This is a genomic window from Aeromicrobium sp. 10G20-16, assembly GCF_055809665.1.
Genome location: NZ_CM147919.1, coordinates 1,284,587 through 1,300,079, shown reverse-complemented (window position 1 = coordinate 1,300,079; position 15,493 = coordinate 1,284,587). Strand labels below are relative to the sequence as shown.

The following is a 15,493-nucleotide window of genomic DNA, read 5'->3' as shown; positions in this document are numbered from 1 at the left end:
CGATCGCGAATTCCCGCCAGACTGCGCCACTCGCGGTTCAGTGTGCGCCACTCGGCGGGTCGTTCAGCGCGGGTCCAATCGCACGATGACGGCCTTGGACACCGGGGTGTTGCTGCCGTAGGCCACGCTCGTGAGCGGAACCAGCACGTTGGCCTCGGGGTAGTACGCGGCTGCGCAGCCCTTGGCGGTCGGGTAGGACACCACGCGCTGGTCGGCCAGCACACGGTCCGGCTCGCCCGGCCACTCGCTGACCACGTCCACGCGCTGGCCGTCGGTGAGCCCCAGCTCGGTGAGGTCGTCGGGGTTCACGAACACGACGTCGCGGCCCTTCTTGATACCGCGGTAGCGGTCGTCGAGACCGTAGATCGTGGTGTTGAACTGGTCGTGCGACCGCAACGTCTGCAGGATCAGGCGGCCCTCGGGTCGCTCCACGGGCTCCAGCTCGTTGACGGTGATCATCGCCTTGCCGGTGGGAGTGTCGAAGGTGCGCGAGTCCCGCGGGCCGTTGGGCAGCACGAATCCCTCCTCCAGGCGCACGGCGGCGTTGAACGACTCGAAGCCTGGCACCACGCGGCTGACGTGGGTGCGGATGACGTCGTAGTCGTCGACCATGCCCTGCCAGTCGATGTCGTGCCGGTCGCCGAGCGTGGCCTGGGCCAGGCCGCCGATGATGGCGATCTCGCTGCGCAGGCCGGGAGCCACGGGAGGAACCCGGCCATGCGTGGCGTGCACGGCGCAGACGCTGTCCTCGACCGACAGGAACTGCGCCGTGCCGGCCTGGATGTCGACCTCGGTGCGCCCCAGCGTGGGCAGGATGACGGCTTCGTCCCCGGTGACGACGTGCGACCGGTTCAGCTTGGTGCTGACCTGCACGGTCAGCTTGGCGCCGCGCATCGCGGCCTCGGCGGCCCGGGTGTCGGAGATGGCGCCGACGAAGTTGCCGCCCATGGCGAAGAACACGTCGATGTCGCCGCGCTGGAGACCCTCGAGGGTCTGCACGGAGTCGAACCCGTGCTCGCGCGGCGGGTCGAAGCCGAACTCGTCGCGCAGGGCGTCGAGGAACGTGTCGGACATCTGCTCCCAGATGCCCATCGTGCGGTCGCCCTGCACGTTGGAGTGGCCTCGGATCGGTGAGGCGCCGGCGCCGGGCTTGCCGATGTTGCCGCGGAGCAGGAGCAGGTTGATGATCTCCTTGATCGTGTCGACGCCCTTGCGCTGCTGGGTCAGCCCCATGGCCCAGGTGACGATGACGCGCTCGGAGGCGATGTAGCGCGCGGCGAGGTCGTCGATCTGCGCGGTGCTCAGGCCAGTGGCCTCCAGCACGGCGTCGTGGTCGAGGTGGGCCAGGTGCTCGCGCAGCTCGTCGAGACCCTGGGTGTGTCGATCCAGGAAGTCGTGGTCCAGCACGGTGCCGGGTGCGGCCGCCTCGGCGTCGAGCACGCGCTTGGAGACCGCCTGCAGCAGGGCCATGTCGCCGCCGGAGCGGATCTGCAGCAGCTCGTCGGCCATGTCGGTGCCGCGACCCAGGACGCCGCGCACCTTCTGCGGGTTCTTGTACCGCTGCAGGCCGGCCTCGGGCAGCGGGTTGACCGCCACGATGGCGCCGCCGGCTCGCTTGCACTCCTCGAGCGCGGTCAGCATGCGCGGGTGGTTGGTGCCGGGATTCTGGCCCATCACGATGATCAGGTCGGCCTGGCCGAAGTCGTCGTACTGGATGGTCGACTTGCCGACGCCGACGGTCGCGCCCATCGCCGTGCCGGTCGACTCGTGGCACATGTTGGAGCAGTCCGGCAGGTTGTTGGTCCCGAAGGCACGCACGAACAGCTGGTACAGGAACGCGGTCTCGTTGGCGGTGCGGCCGCTGGTGTAGAACGACGCGCGGTCGGGGGAGTCCAGGGCGTTCAGGCGGTCCGCGATCAGCGCGAACGCCTCGTCCCAGCCGATCGGCACGTAGTGGTCGGACCCGGCCGGCTTGTGCACCGGCTCCACCAGACGGCCCTGCTGACCCAGCCAGTACTCGTCCCTCTCGGCCAGCGACGTCAACGAGTTCTCGGCCCAGAACGACGACGGGACGGTGATCCGGGTGGCCTCCCAGGTGACGGCCTTGAACCCGTTCTCGCAGAACTCCAGCGGGCTGCGATGGCTCGGGTCCGGCCACGCACAGCTCATGCAGTCGAACCCGTCCTTCTGGTTCATGGCCGTCATCAGCTGTGCGGTGCGCTTGGGGCCGAGGTCGCGCAGCGCCGGACCCATCGAGTGCAGCACGGCCGGGATGCCGACCGCCTTGTGCTCGGGCTCGCCGACCGTGAGGTCGGGATACTCCTCGCCGCGGGGGTGCGTGCTGCCCGAGCCTGCGTGTCCAGAACCTGCGGTCATCGTTCGTCCTTCACGTCTCGTTGTCGACCCGGTCGGGCCTGCTGTACACGACCATCGAGCTGCCCCGGAGGAAACCGATCACGGTCAGACCGGTCTGCTCGGCCAGCTCGACGGCCAGGGAGGAGGGTGCGGACACGGCGGCGAGGACCGGGATGCCGGCCATCGATGCCTTCTGGACCAGCTCGAAGCTCGCGCGGCCCGACACCATCAGGACGGTGCCGGTCAGGGGGAGCTTGTCCTGCTCGACCGCCCATCCGACGACCTTGTCGACGGCGTTGTGGCGCCCGACGTCCTCGCGCAGCACCAGCAGCTGGCCGGTGCGTCCGTCGAAGAGGGCCGCCGCGTGCACGCCGCCGGTGCGCTCGAACACGTCCTGGCCCGAGCGCAGGCGGTGGGGCAGCATCGTGAGCAGGGTGGCGTCGACCCGGAGGCTGTCGTCCTGCACCGGGTGCGAGGAGCTCGTGCGCACCGCGTCGATGCTGGCCTTGCCGCAGACCCCGCAGGAGCTGGTCGTGTAGACGTGGCGCGCCAGGTCGGTGCCGGGGGGTTCCACGCCGGGCGCCAGGGCGACGTCGAGCACGTTGTAGGTGTTGCGACCGTCCTCGTCGACGCCCGAGCAGTAGCGGATGGCCTGCAGGTCGTCACGAGAGGTGACGACCCCCTCGGAGACCAGGAATCCCGTGGCGAGCTCGAAGTCGTGGCCGGGCGTGCGCATCGTGATGCTGAACGGCGATCCGGCGACCCGGATCTCCAGCGGCTCCTCGACCGCCAGGACGTCCTCGCGACGCACCGAGGTCTCTCCCACGGTGACCCGTTCGACGCGGCGTCGTGCGGTGATCCGGCCCATGCCTCATGAGTACCACGTGCGCCCCGCGGCCGCCGGGGTGCAGGGTGGGGGAGTGGAGCACGACGCGATCATCCTGACCGGCGGCCGCGCCACGCGTCTGGACGGCACTGACAAGGCGTCCTTGACGGTGGGCGGCCGCACCCTGCTCGACCGCACGCTGGCGGCGGTGGAGGGCGCGGGTCGTGTGGTCGTCGTCGGGCAGGCTGCGTCCCGTGAGGGCATCGTCGTGGTGCGGGAGGAGCCGGTCGGAGGAGGTCCGGCCGCTGCGGTCGGTGCCGGCATGGCCGCGCTGCCCGCGGACAGCGCACTCGTGCTGGTGCTCGCGTGCGACATGCCCCGGGTCGAGACGGTGGTGCCCCAGCTGCTGGACCGCATCGCCGCGCGGACCGTGGACGGCGTGCTGGCCCGCGACGGTGGTCGGGTGCAGTACCTGGCCGGCGTGCACCGCACGGCCGCGCTGCGCGGGGTCGTGGCCTCACGCGGGCCACTGGACGGGACGTCGATGCGCTCGTTGCTGGCCGGACTCGACCTCGACCACCTCGACGTGCCGGCCGGCACGACCGACGACATCGACACCTGGGACGACCTGACCCGGGCAGGGAGGATGCTGCGATGAGCGACACCGACGACATGCGACACCTCGACGACTGGCTCGACCGAGCCTGTGCGGCGCTCGGTGTGGATCGAGCCGTCGTCGACCGCGACGCCGTGCTGGGCCTCGCCGGGCGGGCGGCGCACGGGGTCGTGCGTCCGGCGGCGCCCGTGACCACCTACCTGGCCGGGTTCGTCGCCGGGTCCGCCGCTGCCCGGGGCGACGAGCCGTCGGCGGCGTTCGCCGGCGCCGTGTCCGTGATCGAGGACCTCCTGCCAAGTCGTTAGCATGGCTAATTTGCTATGCTCACGATATGGCTCGTCCTGACCACTCCCACGCGCACGAGCTCGCCGTGTCGGTCGCTCGGCTCAACCGCCGCCTGCGCCAGGAGCGCAACAGCGACCTCACGCCCTCGCAGCTGTCGGTGCTCGGCACGGTGCGCACCCTCGGACCGGCCACCCCGAGCGCGGTCGCGGCCCACGAGCGGGTGCAGCCACCGACGCTGACCCGGATGCTCAACGCCCTCGTCGACGCAGGCCTCGTCACGCGTGAACCGCATCCCGACGACGGTCGCCAGGTGCTGGTGTCGATCTCGCAGGTCGGCGAGAAGATCCTGGCCGAGGAGCGGACTCGACGCGACGAGTGGCTGGCCGCGCGCCTCGACGACCTGACGGCAGCACAACGGTCGACCCTCGTCGAGGCCGCGGCGATCCTCCAGCAGCTGGCCGAGGCATGAGCACCACGTTCAGTGCGCTGCAGGTCCGCAACTTCCGGGTCTACTCGGGAGGCGCGCTGCTGTCCAACGTCGGCACCTGGCTGCAGAACACCGCCCAGACGTGGTTGGTGCTGCAGCTGACCGACAGCGGATCTGCGGTCGGCTTCGCCGTCGCGCTGCAGATGCTGCCGTCACTTTTGTTCTCGCCGGTCGCGGGCGTCCTGGCCGACCGATTCTCCAAGCGCACGATGATGAGCTGGCTGCAGGTCGGCATGGCCGTGCCGTCCGGAGTGCTGGGAGTCCTCGCCATCACCGGACACGTCCAGCTCTGGCAGGTGTACGTGCTGGCGTTCTGCTTCGGCACCGCCCGGGCGTTCGAAGCGCCCGCCCGTCAGTCGTTCGTCGCCGAGATGGTCGGCTCGGAGCACCTGAGCAACGCCGTTGCGCTGAACTCGGCCTCCTTCAACTCCGGTCGTCTGGTCGGACCGGCCGTCGCCGGTCTGATGATCGCCGCTCTCGGGTCGGGAGTGGAGGCGACCGGTTACGTGATCCTCGGCAACGCGATCAGCTACGGCTTCGTGCTGCTCGCGCTCCGCCTGCTCGACCCGTCGTTGCTGCAGAGGTCGGAGCCGAACCGACGTGGCCGCGGAGCCGTGCGCGAGGGCATCGCGTACGTGCGCAGCCGTCCCGACCTGCTGCTCCTGTTCGGCTGCGTGTTCTTCCTCGGCGCCTTCGGGCTGAACTTCCAGATCACCACGGCCCTGATGGCGACCCAGGTCTTCGGACGAGGGGCGGGGGAGTTCGGCATCCTCGGGTCCTTCGTCGCGATCGGCTCGCTGGCCGGGTCGCTGCTGGCCGCCCGACGTCCCCGTCCGCGTCTGAGGTTCGTCGTCGGCGCTGGACTGGCCTTCTGCGTGGTCCAGGTGACCTCGGGCCTGATGCCCTCCTACGTGGCTTACGCCTTCGTCATGCCCCTCATCGGGCTCACCGTCCTGACCACGGTCACCACCGCCAACGCCCTGATCCAGCTGACGTCGGCTCCCTCGATGCGTGGCCGGGTCGCGGCGCTCTACCTGATGGTCTTCCTCGGGAGCACGCCGATGGGGGCGCCGTTCATCGGGTGGATCGCCGAGCTGTTCGGACCGCGGTTCGCCCTCGTGCTCAGCGGGCTGCTGGCCGGTGCCGGAATCCTCGGGTGCGCCATCTGGTTCACGCGGCAGGACTCCGCCGCCATGGCGCGCCTGCGCGAGCGCCGTCGCCGCGGATCCGTTGCGCGCGCCACCGTGCCACAACCCCGTTAGCCTGACGACATGCATGTGGAGCGCACGTTCATCGTCAACCGGCCCATCGACGAGGTCTTCGACTACCTCAGCGACTTCGAGAACACCAACGAGTGGGACCCGGGCACGGTCGAGACGACGCGCACCGGCGGCGACGGCGGACTCGGCACGACGTACAGGAACCGGTCGCAGTTCGTCGGGCGGGAGGTCGAGCTGGACTACGAGACCATCGGCTACGACCGGCCGACGTTCTTCTCGTGCCGCGGACGCAACAAGACGGCCACGGCGACGGACTCGATGACGTTCACCCGTGACGGCGACCGCACCCAGATCCACTACCGCGCCGACTTCACGTTCCACGGCGTCGTCAAGCTCGTGGCGCCCCTGGTCGTCAAGCCCAAGCTGTCGGACCTCGCCGACGAGACCATCGAGGACATCCGCAACGCCCTGGAGTCGTAAACTGGGTGGATGCCCCCATCCGCGTCGGCGCTGTCGGAGTCGCTCGCCCACTCCATCGAGGTCGTCACCCCCGACCTGATCGAGCTGCGCCGTGCGCTGCACGCGTTCCCCGAGCTGTCGTGGACCGAGGAGCGCACGACCGACCTCGTGGCCACGTGGATGGACAAGATCGGCGTGGAGTACCAGCGGTTCGAGGGCACCGGTCTGATGGCGGAGATCGGCCCGTCGGAGGGTCCCATCGTGGCGTTGCGGGCCGACCTGGACGCCCTCCCGGTCGACGACACCTCGCAGGATCCCTGGCGGTCCAGCATCCCGGGCGTCGCGCACGCCTGTGGACACGACGTGCACGTCTCGTCGCTGGTCGGAGCCGCGGTGGCGCTGGCCGAGACCCACCGCACCCATGCGCTGCCCCGACGCGTGCGCCTGGTCTTCCAGCCTGCCGAGGAGGTCATGCCCGGCGGTGCCCTCAAGCTGGTGTCCGAGGGCGTGCTGACCGGGGTCTCGCAGATCTTCGCGCTGCACTGCGACCCGTCGCTCGACGTCGGTCAGGTGGGCCTGCGCGAGGGACCCATCACGGCTGCGGCCGACCGCATCCACGTGGCTCTCACCGGGCGCGGAGGTCACACGTCCCGCCCGCACCTGACCGAGGACCTCACCTACGCGCTGGGCAGTCTGATCACCCAGCTGCCCGCCGTCCTGTCCCGGCGCTTCGATCCTCGCGCCGGCGCCAGCATGGTCTGGGGCCAGGTGCGAGCCGGGAGGGCTGCCAACGTCATCCCCTCCACCGGTGAGCTCAGCGGCACGCTGCGCATGCTCGACGCCGCCGCGTGGCACCAGGCCGAGCACCTGGTGCGGGGCCTGATCGCCGACATCGTCGAACCGTTCGGCGTCAGCGCCGACATCACGTACGTGCGCGGCGTGCCGCCGGTCGTCAACGACTTCGCCGCCACCGAGATCCTGCGCCGGGCGGTCGCGGAGTCCGTCGGTGCCGGGGGAGTGGCAGGCACGTCCCAGAGCCTCGGTGGCGAGGACTTCGCCTGGTACGTCGCGTCGGTCCCCGGAGCCATGGGGCGCCTCGGCACGCGCACCCCGGACGGTCCCACCTACGACCTGCACCAGGGCAACTTCCGGGTCGACGAGCGAGCCATCGCGATCGGTGCTCGCGTGCTCGCCACGGCCGCGATCGGCTGAGTCCGGTCCGCCTGGTGGCGTCGTACGTTACAAATCGGTGACGGGCGCTGCCAAACGTCGCAACGCCCTCCCCCTGGACGGGTTGCGCGGCTAGGGTCGTCGCGTGCCGGAAAACCGGCCCCCATTCGAGGAGGAATTTTGCGTCGATTGACCACGCTCTCCGCCGTCGCCGCGGCCACCGTGCTGACGCTGTCGGCCTGTGGCAGCAGCGGTAGCAGCAGCTCCAACGACAGCAGCGGATCCGACGCCGCCAGCAAGGACGTCTGCAAGACGGCCAAGGGCAGCGGCCCCAAGATCGGTCTGGCGTACGACGTCGGTGGACGTGGCGACCAGTCGTTCAACGACTCCGCCTACGCCGGCCTCGAGAAGGCCGTCGCCGACTTCGACGCCACCTGCGTCGAGGGCGAGGCCACCGACGGCGAGGCCGAGTCGGCTCGTGAGGACCGTCTGCGCAACATGGCCGAGGCCGGATCGACCGCCATCATCGGCGTCGGGTTCGCCTACAGCGAGGCCGTCAACGCCGTCGCGCCGGACTTCCCGGACATCAACTTCGCCGTGATCGACGGCTTCGATCCCGACGACAAGGCCAACGACAACGTCGCCTACCTCGGCTTCGCCGAGGAGCAGGGCTCGTTCCTGGTGGGCGTCGCCGCCGCCGAGACCAGCAAGACCGGCACCGTCGGCTTCGTCGGTGGCGTCAACAACGAGCTGATCCAGAAGTTCCAGGCCGGCTACACCGCCGGAGCGAAGGCCGCCAAGCCCGACATCAAGGTCGAGGTCGCCTACATCCAGGAGTCCGACCTCGCCGGATTCGGTGACCCGGCCGGCGGCAAGGCTGCTGCCACCGGTGAGTTCGACAAGGGCGCCGACGTGGTCTACCACGCAGCGGGCGGCTCCGGATCGGGCGTCTTCGACGCAGCCGTCGAGGCCGGTGACGGCAAGTGGGCCATCGGCGTCGACTCCGACCAGTACCTGACGGCCACCGCCGACCAGAAGCCGCACATCCTGACGTCGATGCTCAAGCGCGTCGACACCGCGACGTACGACTTCACCAAGTCGGTCGACGCCGGTTCGCCGCTGGTCGGCTACACCACCTACGACCTGGCCAAGGACGGCGTCGGCTACTCGACGTCGGGTGGCTTCATCGACTCCCTCGTGCCGGACATCGATGGCTACAAGGCCAAGATCATCAGTGGTGAGATCAAGGTCCCGACCAAGCCGTAGCGGGTCGGTACCAGCATCTGGTCAGCAATACCTGGAGACGAACCTGGGCGCGCGCTGTAGCGTGCAGCCCAGGTTCGTCTACGTCAGAGGAGAGTTTCGTGGCGCCTGAGGTGGACGCGGTCCAGCTGCGCGGAATCGGCAAGCGATTCCCCGGCGTGATCGCCAATCACGATGTCGACGTCACCATCCGGTCGGGCACCGTGCACGCCCTGATCGGCGAGAACGGCGCCGGCAAGTCGACCCTGATGAAGATCCTGTACGGGGTGCAGAAGCCCGACGACGGCACCATCACGATCGACGGTCGCACGCTCACGCTGAAGTCACCCACCGACGCGATCGACGCCGGCGTCGGGATGGTGTTCCAGCACTTCATGCTCGCCGACAACCTCACGGTGCTGGAGAACATGGTGCTGGGCGCCGAGAAGCTGCACGGCATCGGCGACGCGGCGCGCGCCGAGATCCGCACCATCTCGGACCGGTTCGGCTTCGACCTCGACCCGGACGACCTGGTCGAGAAGCTCGGGGTCGCCGCCCGGCAGCGACTCGAGATCGCCAAGGTGCTGTACCGCGGCGCCAACATCATCATCCTCGACGAGCCCACGGCGGTGCTGGTCCCGCAGGAGGTCGACGCCCTGTTCGGAAACCTGCGTGAGCTCAAGGACGCCGGCAAGTCGGTGCTGTTCATCTCGCACAAGCTCGACGAGGTGCTCGACATCGCCGACGACATCACCGTCATGCGCCGCGGCACCACCGTCGGCACCGCCGACCCGGCGACGGCCACCAAGCAGGATCTCGCCGAGCTGATGGTCGGCTCGGAGCTGCCGTCGCCGGCCACCGAGGAGTCGACCGTCACCGACGTCGTCCAGCTCACGCTCGAGGACGTGACGTTGACCGACGAGTTCGGGCGCAACCTGCTCACCGACGTGTCGCTGCAGATCCGACGCGGCGAGGTGCTGGGTCTGGCCGGCGTCGAGGGCAACGGCCAGTCCGAGCTGGTCGAGACGATCATGGGCATGCAGATCCCGAGCTCGGGTCGCATCCTGCTCGGCACCGAGGACGTGACCCGGTGGCACACGCGGCGACGCCGCGAGGCCGGTATCGGATACATCCCCGAGGACCGGCACCGGCACGGCCTCCTCCTGGACTCCCCGCTGTGGGAGAACCGCATCCTGGGCCATCAGACCGAGGCGCCCAACGCGTCGGGTCCCTGGATCAACCGACGTGGGGCGCGCCAGGACACCGAGCGCATCGTGCGCGACTACGACGTGCGCACGCCGAGCATCGACACTCCGTCCCGTGCGTTGTCCGGCGGCAACCAGCAGAAGCTGATCGTCGGCCGTGAGATGAGCGGCGAGCCGGTGCTGCTCGTGGCATCGCACCCCACGCGTGGTGTCGACGTCGGCGCCCAGGCCGCGATCTGGGACCACATCAAGCAGGCCCGCCGCGCCGGCCTGGCGGTCCTGCTGATCTCGGCCGACCTGGACGAGCTGATCGGCCTGTCCGACACCATCCAGGTCATCCTGCGCGGGCGGATCGTCGGGGAGTTCGACCCCGCGTCCGTCACGCCCAAGGACCTCGGCACCGCCATGACCGGAGGTGAGGCGGCATGAAGCAGCTCAACGTCCGCTCCATCGGTCTGGCCCTCCTCGCGCCCGTGCTGGCCATCGTGGTCAGCGTGGTCGTGACCACCATCGTCATCGCCGCGGTCGGCAGCTCGCCGGGCGACTTCTGGTCCGCCATGTTCAGCAACCCGCTGCCCCGCATCCGGGTCAACGTGATCAACCAGAGCGCCATGATCTACATCGCGGCCGTGGCCGCGGCCATCGGATTCCGCATGGGTCTGTTCAACATCGGTCTGGAGGGTCAGTACACGATCGCGGCGTTCGCGGCGGCCTCGTTCGCCGGCGCCGCGTACCTCGGCGGCTTCCTGAACGTCGCGGTCGCCATCATCATCGCCATGGTCGTCGGTGCTGCCTGGGCCGGGATCGCGGGCATCCTCAAGACCACGCGCGGCGTCAGCGAGGTCATCTCCACGATCATGCTCAACTCGATCGCGATCTTCCTGGTGGGCTACCTGCAGAACAAGTACGGCGTCAGCGAGGGCAACTCGGTGCACACCACGAACCTGCCCGACAGCAGCAAGCTGACCGGCTTCACGCCGTACGACAAGCAGTCCGGCCAGATCTGGGCGCTGGTCATCCTGGCCGTGCTCGTCGGCATCGGGTTCTGGATCATGCTCAACAAGACGCGCTTCGGCTTCGACCTGCGCGCCAGCGGGCAGTCCGAGACGGCCGCGCGGGCCAGCGGCATCAACCCCAAGCGCATGATCCTCATCTCGATGCTGCTGTCCGGTGCCGTGGCCGGCCTGATCTGGATGCCCGAGCTGTTCGGCGGAGCCCGCAACTTCGGTCTCACCACCTCGTTCCAGTCAGGACTGGGCTTCACCGGCATCGCGGTGGCATTGCTGGGGCGCAACCGCCCCGTCGGCATGTTGTTCGGCGCCGTGCTGTTCGCCTTCTTGTCGGCGCAGTCCAACACCTTGACCTTCAGCACCGACGTCGCACCGAGCATCGTGCAGATCACCCAGGGCGTGGCCGTGATCTCGGTGGTCATCGCCTACGAGGTGGTCCGTCGCTGGCGCGCCAGCCTGGAGCAGGGCTCGGCCGCGGCGCCACCGGCTGCGGCCCCGCAGGAGGCGGTCGCATGATCGCGCAGCTGCGGAGCCGTTGGTTCTACGTCGCGCTCGGTGCCATCGCCCTGGTGTCGTTCGTGCGGATCATCACCGACACGAACTCCCTCACCAGCAGCGGGACGATCCGCGCCGCGATCATCGCCACCTGCCCGATCCTGCTGGCCGCTCTCGGCGGACTGTGGGCCGAGCGCGCCGGCGTGGTCAACATCGGTCTCGAGGGTCAGATGATCCTCGGTACCTGGGGAGCAGCGTTCTTCACCTACCACTTCGGTCCGTACGTCGGCATCCTCGGAGCGGCGCTGCTGGGCCTGATCGGCGGTCTGCTGCACGCCATCGCGACCGTCACGTTCGGCGTCGACCACATCGTCTCCGGTGTGGCGATCAACCTGATCGGCGCGGGTGTCGCGATCTACCTGGCGGAGGCGATCTTCCCCGACTACGACGGCGGTGGCCCCCGACAGCTCAACGGCCTCGAGGGTCCGCTCAACATCACCGTCCCCGGCATCTCCGACGCGGCCGGCGCCCTGGGCGACCGCCACTGGTTCGTGGTGTCCGACATCGGGTCGTTCGTCGAGGCGCTCACCACCGACATCTCCACATTCAGCCTGCTGACCTTCGCCCTGGTGGTCGTGTCGGCCGTCGTGCTGTGGCGATCGTCGTTCGGGCTGCGGCTGCGGTCGTGCGGCGAGAACCCGCAGGCCGCCGAGACCCTCGGCATCAACGTCTACCTCTACAAGTACGTCGCCGTGCTGATCTCGGGTGCGCTCGCCGGGCTCGGTGGTGGGTTCCTCGCACTGGTCTCCTCCAGCGGCTTCAGCACGGGGCAGACCGGCGGCCGCGGCTACATCGGCCTCGCGGCGATGATCTTCGGCAACTGGCGACCCGGCGGACTGCTCGCCGGTGCCCTCACGTTCGGCTACACCGACTCGTTGCGCCTGCGCAACGCCCAGTCGGTGCACGCCCTGCTGCTGCTCGTCGCGCTCGGCCTGCTGCTGTTCGCCGCGTGGCGGCTGTACCGCAAGCAGACCCGCGGAGCCATCGCCGTCGCCGTCCCCGGTGCCGCCATCTTGCTGTGGTTCCTGCTGACTGACACCGTGCCGCGCGAGTTCACCAGCATGACCCCGTACGTGACGACCCTGTTCGTGCTGGCGCTCGGCGCCCAACGACTACGCATGCCGGCGGCCGACGGGAAACCGTACCGGCGGGGGTCGGCCGGATGAGCCTCGGCATCACCGGACCGGACGCGCCGGTCGACTGGGACGCGCTGCGCCGCTACGCCACCGAGGTGATGGGGCGCGCGTACGCCCCGTACTCGAACTTCAAGGTCGGCGTGGCCGGGCTGGTCGACGACGGACGGGTCGTGCTGGGCTGCAACGTCGAGAACGCGGCCTACGGCGTGGCGCTGTGCGCCGAGTGCGGCATGGTCTCGGCGCTGCACTCCACCGGTGGTGGCCGGCTGCGGGCCGTCGTCTGCGTGAACGCCAAGGGCGAGTCGCTGATGCCCTGCGGGCGGTGCCGGCAGCTGCTGTGGGAGAACGGTGGCCCCGACATGCAGCTGATGACGCCGCGCGGTGTGCTGCCGATGTCCGAGGTGCTGCCGGACGCCTTCGGGGCCGACGACCTCACGTGATGCTCGACCTCACTGATCCGGAATTCGTCTCCGACCCGTACCCGACGCTCGCCGCGCTGCGTGCCCAGGCTCCGTTGGTGGCGCACGGAGACGGCTGGTTGGCCACGACCCACGACGCCGTCAGCCAGGTGCTGCGGCACCGGTCGTTCGGTCGGCTGTGGACCGATCTCGATCCTCGCGACGAGATGGAGCCGTTCAACACCCTGCACCGCAACCAGATGATGGAGAACGAGGGTCAGAGCCACCGGAGGTTGCGCACCCTGGTCTCGTCGGCCTTCAGTCGCGGTCACGTGGAACGGATGCGGCCGCGCATCGAGGCGCTGGCGGCCGAGATGGTCGCCGACCTGGAAGAGCGGTTCGACGTGCTCGGCGAGTACGCCGAGCCGATGCCCGTCTACGTCATCGCCGACCTGCTCGGCGTGCCGCGTGCGGACCACCAGTCGTTGCGGGCCTGGTCGCAGGCGATCGTGCACATGTACGAACCCGACGTCTCCGAGGCCACGCGCGCGGCCGCGGTGGCCGCGTCCGAGGACTTCGCCGAGTACGTGCGTGGCGTCGTCGAGCACCGCCGCGACCATCCCGGCGACGACCTCATCACCGATCTGATCGCTGCCCGCGAGGCCGGTGAGGGGCTGACCGACGACGAGCTGACCGCCTCGGTGGTGCTGCTGCTCAATGCCGGGCACGAGGCGTCGGTCAACACCTTCGGCAACGGCATCCATGCGCTCGTGTCGGCCCCCGACCAGCTCGAGCGCATCACCTCGGGCGACGTGTCGGTCGAGACGGCGCTGGAGGAGCTGATCCGCTTCGACGCGCCGCTGCAGCTGTTCGAGCGCACGGCCACCGCTGACGCGGAGATCCTCGGCACCCGGGTCTCGGCGGGGCAGACCGTGGCCTGCCTCATGGGTTCGGCCAACCGGGACGAGTCCGTGTTCGGTGGCGCGGGACCTCACGGCGCCGACCGGCTCGACGTCGGCCGTGACCCCAACCCGCACGTCGGCTTCGGCATGGGCCGTCACTTCTGCCTCGGCGCGCCACTGGCCCGCCTCGAGCTGCAGATCAGCATCGCGGCCCTGCTCGACCGCTTCCCGCAGCTCCGCCTGGTCGGTGACGCCCCCCGCCGCCCCACCTGGGTGCTGCGCGGCTTCGAACAGATCCACCTGGAGGCCTCATGACCGAACCGTTCGACGCCGTCGAGGTGATCGCGGCCAAGCGCGACCGCCACGAGCTCACCGATCCGCAGATCGACTGGGTCGTCGACGCCTACACGCGTGGGGTGGTCGCCGACGAGCAGATGTCGGCGCTGGCCATGGCGATCCTGCTCAACGGCATGGACCGGCGTGAGATCTCCCGGTGGACCGCGGCGATGATCGCCAGCGGTGAGCGCATGGACTTCTCCCGGCTGTCGCGCCCGACCGCGGACAAGCACTCCACCGGAGGCGTCGGCGACAAGATCACGCTGCCGCTCGCACCCCTGGTCGCTGCGTGCGGCGTGGCGGTCCCGCAGCTGTCTGGTCGCGGCCTCGGCCACACCGGCGGCACGTTGGACAAGCTCGAGGCCATCCCCGGCTGGCGCGCGTCGCTGAGCAACGCCGAGATGATGGCGCAGCTCGAGGAGGTCGGTGCGGTGATCTGCGCGGCCGGCACCGGGCTGGCTCCGGCCGACAAGAAGCTCTACGCGCTGCGCGACGTCACGGGCACCGTCGAGGCGATCCCCCTGATCGCCAGCTCGATCATGAGCAAGAAGATCGCCGAGGGCACCGGAGCGCTCGTGCTGGACGTCAAGTGCGGCACCGGGGCCTTCATGAAGGACCAGACCCAGGCGCGCGAGCTCGCCGAGACCATGGTGGCGCTCGGCACGGACGCCGGGGTGCACACGGTCGCGCTGCTCACCGACATGTCCACCCCGCTGGGTCTGACGGCCGGCAACGCCTGCGAGATCGCCGAGTCCGTCGAGGTGCTCGCCGGCGGCGGCCCGGCCGACGTCGTCGAGCTGACGATCGCCCTGGCGCGCGAGATGCTGGCCGGTGCCGGACGCGACGACGTCGACCCGGCCGACGTGCTGGCGTCCGGGCGGGCGATGGACACCTGGAACGCGATGATCCGTGCCCAGGGCGGTGATCCCGAGGCGGCACTGCCCGTCGCCCGGGAGACGCACGACGTCGTCGCCGACGCCGACGGCGTGCTGACCCGACTCGACGCGATGGCCGTCGGTGTGGCAGCGTGGCGCCTGGGAGCGGGCCGATCCCGCCCCGGTGAGGCCGTGCAGGCCGCCGCCGGTGTCGTCATGCACGCCAAGCCCGGTGACGACGTCCGTGCAGGAGAACCCCTGCTGACGCTGCACACCGACACCCCAGAGCGGTTCGACCGCGCGATTGAGGCGCTGGCCGGCGGGTACGACATCGGGGCGCAGGCTGCGCCTGCACCCTCGGTCGTCATGGGCCGGGTGGCCCGAGACAGCACGACCTGAGCCAGACACCAGTGGGC

At 69.8% G+C, this 15,493-nt stretch carries 15 protein-coding genes; 13 read left to right on the top strand and 2 right to left on the bottom strand.

Going from position 1 to position 15,493, the window contains the following annotated elements:
- Positions 1 to 63 precede the first annotated feature (63 nt).
- Together AC0L5F_RS06535 and fdhD are read right to left on the bottom strand one after the other, a co-directional pair.
- Positions 64 to 2,376 (bottom strand): FdhF/YdeP family oxidoreductase, encoded by a 2,313-nt coding sequence (locus AC0L5F_RS06535; RefSeq protein WP_473315814.1) that lies wholly within the window; start codon positions 2,374 to 2,376, stop codon positions 64 to 66.
- 10 nt (positions 2,377 to 2,386) lie between these two features.
- Positions 2,387 to 3,223, bottom strand: coding sequence for a formate dehydrogenase accessory sulfurtransferase FdhD (gene fdhD, locus AC0L5F_RS06530; RefSeq protein ID WP_473315813.1), 837 nt, complete (start codon positions 3,221 to 3,223; stop codon positions 2,387 to 2,389).
- On the opposite strand from fdhD, the gene mobA reads away from it, so the two are divergent.
- From mobA to AC0L5F_RS06465, 13 genes are all read left to right on the top strand, one after another.
- Positions 3,222 to 3,839, top strand: a complete 618-nt coding sequence (gene mobA / locus AC0L5F_RS06525) for a molybdenum cofactor guanylyltransferase (protein ID WP_473315812.1) — start codon at positions 3,222 to 3,224, stop codon at positions 3,837 to 3,839. The two genes, fdhD and mobA, sit on opposite strands and share 2 nt — an antisense overlap.
- A complete protein-coding gene (locus tag AC0L5F_RS06520) occupies positions 3,836 to 4,102 on the top strand; it encodes a DUF6457 domain-containing protein (protein ID WP_473315811.1) in 267 nt (88 codons plus the stop codon). The genes mobA and AC0L5F_RS06520 overlap by 4 nt, the downstream gene beginning before the upstream one ends.
- A 26-nt stretch (positions 4,103 to 4,128) precedes the next feature.
- Positions 4,129 to 4,551: a MarR family winged helix-turn-helix transcriptional regulator gene (locus tag AC0L5F_RS06515; RefSeq protein ID WP_473315810.1), complete on the top strand. Its 423-nt coding sequence runs from the start codon at positions 4,129 to 4,131 to the stop codon at positions 4,549 to 4,551.
- Positions 4,548 to 5,831: an MFS transporter gene (locus tag AC0L5F_RS06510; RefSeq protein WP_473315809.1), complete on the top strand. Its 1,284-nt coding sequence runs from the start codon at positions 4,548 to 4,550 to the stop codon at positions 5,829 to 5,831. The genes AC0L5F_RS06515 and AC0L5F_RS06510 overlap by 4 nt, the downstream gene beginning before the upstream one ends.
- Before the next feature lie 9 nt (positions 5,832 to 5,840).
- Positions 5,841 to 6,269 (top strand): SRPBCC family protein, encoded by a 429-nt coding sequence (locus tag AC0L5F_RS06505; protein ID WP_473315808.1) that lies wholly within the window; start codon positions 5,841 to 5,843, stop codon positions 6,267 to 6,269.
- 9 nt (positions 6,270 to 6,278) lie between these two features.
- Positions 6,279 to 7,460 carry an amidohydrolase gene (locus AC0L5F_RS06500; protein WP_473315807.1) on the top strand — a complete coding sequence of 394 codons (1,182 nt, stop codon included), beginning with the start codon at positions 6,279 to 6,281 and terminating at the stop codon, positions 7,458 to 7,460.
- Positions 7,461 to 7,598: 138 nt separating this feature from the next.
- Entirely contained in the window at positions 7,599 to 8,684 is a 1,086-nt protein-coding gene (locus AC0L5F_RS06495) for a BMP family lipoprotein (RefSeq protein ID WP_473315806.1), read from the top strand.
- A 98-nt stretch (positions 8,685 to 8,782) separates the two neighbouring features.
- Positions 8,783 to 10,294 carry an ABC transporter ATP-binding protein gene (locus AC0L5F_RS06490; protein WP_473315805.1) on the top strand — a complete coding sequence of 504 codons (1,512 nt, stop codon included), beginning with the start codon at positions 8,783 to 8,785 and terminating at the stop codon, positions 10,292 to 10,294.
- Positions 10,291 to 11,391: an ABC transporter permease gene (locus AC0L5F_RS06485; protein ID WP_473315804.1), complete on the top strand. Its 1,101-nt coding sequence runs from the start codon at positions 10,291 to 10,293 to the stop codon at positions 11,389 to 11,391. Before AC0L5F_RS06490 ends, AC0L5F_RS06485 begins: the two co-directional genes overlap by 4 nt.
- The gene (locus AC0L5F_RS06480) at positions 11,388 to 12,596 is read left to right on the top strand and encodes an ABC transporter permease (protein WP_473315803.1); all 1,209 of its coding nucleotides are present in this window, start codon (positions 11,388 to 11,390) and stop codon (positions 12,594 to 12,596) included. Before AC0L5F_RS06485 ends, AC0L5F_RS06480 begins: the two co-directional genes overlap by 4 nt.
- Positions 12,593 to 13,006 carry a cytidine deaminase gene (locus AC0L5F_RS06475; protein ID WP_473315802.1) on the top strand — a complete coding sequence of 138 codons (414 nt, stop codon included), beginning with the start codon at positions 12,593 to 12,595 and terminating at the stop codon, positions 13,004 to 13,006. The genes AC0L5F_RS06480 and AC0L5F_RS06475 overlap by 4 nt, the downstream gene beginning before the upstream one ends.
- Entirely contained in the window at positions 13,006 to 14,181 is a 1,176-nt protein-coding gene (locus AC0L5F_RS06470) for a cytochrome P450 (protein WP_473315801.1), read from the top strand. Before AC0L5F_RS06475 ends, AC0L5F_RS06470 begins: the two co-directional genes overlap by 1 nt.
- Positions 14,178 to 15,476: a thymidine phosphorylase gene (locus AC0L5F_RS06465; RefSeq protein WP_473315800.1), complete on the top strand. Its 1,299-nt coding sequence runs from the start codon at positions 14,178 to 14,180 to the stop codon at positions 15,474 to 15,476. The genes AC0L5F_RS06470 and AC0L5F_RS06465 overlap by 4 nt, the downstream gene beginning before the upstream one ends.
- Positions 15,477 to 15,493 lie beyond the last annotated feature (17 nt).

What these genes read in the sequence shown, in the direction of transcription:
- AC0L5F_RS06470 (WP_473315801.1), top strand. Translation starts at nt 13,006, where the DNA reads ATGCTCGACCTCACTGATCCGGAATTCGTCTCCGACCCGTACCCGACG.
- AC0L5F_RS06510 (WP_473315809.1), top strand. Translation starts at nt 4,548, where the DNA reads ATGAGCACCACGTTCAGTGCGCTGCAGGTCCGCAACTTCCGGGTCTAC.
- AC0L5F_RS06475 (WP_473315802.1), top strand. Translation starts at nt 12,593, where the DNA reads ATGAGCCTCGGCATCACCGGACCGGACGCGCCGGTCGACTGGGACGCG.
- AC0L5F_RS06485 (WP_473315804.1), top strand. Translation starts at nt 10,291, where the DNA reads ATGAAGCAGCTCAACGTCCGCTCCATCGGTCTGGCCCTCCTCGCGCCC.
- AC0L5F_RS06500 (WP_473315807.1), top strand. Translation starts at nt 6,279, where the DNA reads ATGCCCCCATCCGCGTCGGCGCTGTCGGAGTCGCTCGCCCACTCCATC.
- AC0L5F_RS06515 (WP_473315810.1), top strand. Translation starts at nt 4,129, where the DNA reads ATGGCTCGTCCTGACCACTCCCACGCGCACGAGCTCGCCGTGTCGGTC.
- AC0L5F_RS06535 (WP_473315814.1), bottom strand. Translation starts at nt 2,376, where the DNA reads ATGACCGCAGGTTCTGGACACGCAGGCTCGGGCAGCACGCACCCCCGC.
- AC0L5F_RS06480 (WP_473315803.1), top strand. Translation starts at nt 11,388, where the DNA reads ATGATCGCGCAGCTGCGGAGCCGTTGGTTCTACGTCGCGCTCGGTGCC.
- AC0L5F_RS06520 (WP_473315811.1), top strand. Translation starts at nt 3,836, where the DNA reads ATGAGCGACACCGACGACATGCGACACCTCGACGACTGGCTCGACCGA.
- AC0L5F_RS06465 (WP_473315800.1), top strand. Translation starts at nt 14,178, where the DNA reads ATGACCGAACCGTTCGACGCCGTCGAGGTGATCGCGGCCAAGCGCGAC.
- fdhD (WP_473315813.1), bottom strand. Translation starts at nt 3,223, where the DNA reads ATGGGCCGGATCACCGCACGACGCCGCGTCGAACGGGTCACCGTGGGA.
- AC0L5F_RS06505 (WP_473315808.1), top strand. Translation starts at nt 5,841, where the DNA reads ATGCATGTGGAGCGCACGTTCATCGTCAACCGGCCCATCGACGAGGTC.
- mobA (WP_473315812.1), top strand. Translation starts at nt 3,222, where the DNA reads ATGCCTCATGAGTACCACGTGCGCCCCGCGGCCGCCGGGGTGCAGGGT.